Consider the following 2,433-nt stretch of genomic DNA (forward strand, 5'->3'; position numbering starts at 1 on the left):
GTTTCCAGGACCTCGTCGGGCAGCCGCAACTTCATGAAGAGGCCGAGGACTTTCAGGATGACGAAGGTGACGAGCGCATCCCAGACGATGACCGTGGCGGCGGCGCCGGCCTGAATGAGTATCTGCTTGGGGTGGTGACCGTACAGCCACCCGGAGAAGGACACGTCCTGGCCCGTGCTGCCGCCCAGGTATTCGATGATCTTCGGGTCGGCGAGCACGCCGACGAGCAGCCCGCCCGTCAAACCGGCCACGCCGTGGGTGTGGAACACGCCGAGGGTGTCGTCGACCTTCTTGAACAGCCTCGCCCGGCCGAGCCAGTTCCACGACATCCAGACCAGCGACGAGGAGATGACGCCGATGATCATCGCGCCGAAGCTGTTGACGAAGCCGGCCGCCGGGGTGATGGCAACCAGGCCGGTGATCATGCCATTGACGGCGCCGAGGAACGTCGGCTTGCGCTGCTTGCTCGCGAAAATGTCCCAGATCACCCAGGTGAGCAACGCGACGGCGGTGGTGAGGTTGGTGTTGATCACCGCGAGGGACGCGTCGGCGCCGGAGAAGTAGGGGTCACCGCCGTTGAACCCGTTCCAGCCCAACCACAGGACTCCGGCGCCGACCGCGGCCAGGGGAAGGTTGTTGGGCACGGCGCGTTCCCGGTCACGAGCCAACCGCGGACCGATCACCGCGGCGGCAACGAATCCCGTTGTCCCGGCAGCCAGGTGGATCACGTACCCACCGCTGTAGTCCAGCGCGCCGGCCTGGCCCCACCAGCCGCCGCCCCACAACAGGAAGGCGTTCACCGAGTAGGCGAACGTCGACCACAGCGGCACGAAGATCAGCCATGCCTTGAAGCTCATCCGGCCGACAACGCTGCCGAGGAACAGCAGCGGCGTGATGCCGGCGAACACGAACTGGAAGTACGCCAGCGTGGTCTCCGAGAAACGGAACTTCGGCATGGCGCCGTCCAGCAGCGGGATGACCGCTTGCCCCTGGTTGTTGCTGCTCAGGATCGTATGGGGGATCCCCACCGCCGCTCTGAGGATGCCCGGACCGAGCTTGAGCGGGTCACCGAAACCCATCTTGAAGCCCCAGAGCACCCACACGACCAGCACCAGCGAGAAGCCGGTGAAGGCCATCAGCATGGTGTTGACGGCCCACTTCTTCTGCACGATGCCGCCGTACAGCACGGCGATGCCCGGGATGCTCATCAGGCCGACCAGCGTCGCGGCGACCAACTGCCACGCGTTGTCTCCGGGATTCAGCCAATCGGGATAGGGCAACATGGTTCAGACACACCCCAATTCGAGCCAAAGGCTATAAATCAGCTGCGGTGCGAAGTGACGCCGTAGACGGGTGAAGCCTCGGCCCGGAATGTTTCGGTCGTGTGTGCGGCGGTTTAAATATTGATGTCGGTTCGCCCGCTTAGCTGAACTGGGTCTGCGGGCGGGCCAGGGCCACGCCGTCGACGCTGATGTCGAGCTTTTCGTTGTAGAAGGCCACCAGGCCCGCGATCTGACCGACCGCCGACAAGGGATAGTGATAGGTCCACGCCAGGTCCGGATGCGTGGTGTCGCCCACCCGCACCGACCAGTAGCCCGATGTCACCCCTTTGTACGGGCACAGCGTCCGGGTCGGGCTGGGTTCCAGGTGCTCGAACGCGATGTCGGTTGGATCGATGTAATACCTTGTGGGCAGGCCGGTTTCGAACAGCAGCACCGGAGATGCGGTGTCGGCCAGGACGATTCGGTCGAGTTCGACCCGGACATGACGGTGTGAGCGCAGCGCGTCGACCCGCGAGTACGGGTTGCGCGGGTGGCCGTAGATCGGCTCGTCTTCCTCGAACCACCGCAACGGATCCCATTCGAACCGCACGGTGCCCGCCACGGGGCTGTCGGTGTCGGCGTCGAACACCCGCGCCGCCGACGGGAAGGTCTGGCCGTCACCGACCAGGGTGTGCAATCGCGACGGGCCGAACTGCACCTTCTGCGGGTGGTTCTCGTCGCGCAGGAACTCCGTGCGCACGTCGGCCAGCGGGACGTAATACGCTGGGTAGTAAGGCAATTCCCACACGTAGCGGGCCGCGATGGTGTCGAAGACCAGTTGGTGGCCGAGGTGGCCGCGGACCCGGCGCGGCGCGGGCTCGACACGTCCGCGGGCGGCGGCCATTTGGGGGTAGTCGCGTCCGGCGGTCACCTTTGGTCCTTCGAGGCCAGGCCGACCGGCGCGTGGGCGATCGCTTGGTGGATGGCGTCGGCCAGCGCCAGGGCACTCTCCTCGGTGAGTTCCAGGGCCACCCGCGCCGACGGGCCCAGCTCCGGGTTGATCACGTCGATGTTGACGGTGTGGCCGTACGGCGCATGCACGGGGTGGTCGACGTACACGGTCGCGCGGCTGGCGCCGAACCAGCCCGTCGCGCCCTTGCCGCTGCCGTCG

General features: G+C 66.2%; 3 protein-coding genes. All 3 read right to left on the minus strand.

The window, feature by feature from the left end; translation table 11 throughout:
* On the minus strand, positions 1-1,283 hold a 1,283-nt coding region (locus VMD50_RS26025), incomplete at its 3' end, for an ammonium transporter (RefSeq protein WP_325432193.1).
* Between the two features lie 139 nt (positions 1,284-1,422).
* Positions 1,423-2,166 carry a DUF427 domain-containing protein gene (locus VMD50_RS26030; protein ID WP_325432196.1) on the minus strand — a complete coding sequence of 248 codons (744 nt, stop codon included), beginning with the start codon at positions 2,164-2,166 and terminating at the stop codon, positions 1,423-1,425.
* A gap of 23 nt (positions 2,167-2,189) precedes the next feature.
* On the minus strand, positions 2,190-2,433 hold a 244-nt coding region (locus VMD50_RS26035; RefSeq protein ID WP_325432195.1), incomplete at its 5' end, for a DUF6295 family protein.

Origin of the sequence: Mycobacterium sp., from assembly GCF_035506235.1 — a bacterium.
Classification (GTDB): domain Bacteria; phylum Actinomycetota; class Actinomycetes; order Mycobacteriales; family Mycobacteriaceae; genus Mycobacterium.

What these genes read in the sequence shown, in the direction of transcription:
- VMD50_RS26030 (WP_325432196.1), bottom strand. Translation starts at nt 2,166, where the DNA reads ATGGCCGCCGCCCGCGGACGTGTCGAGCCCGCGCCGCGCCGGGTCCGC.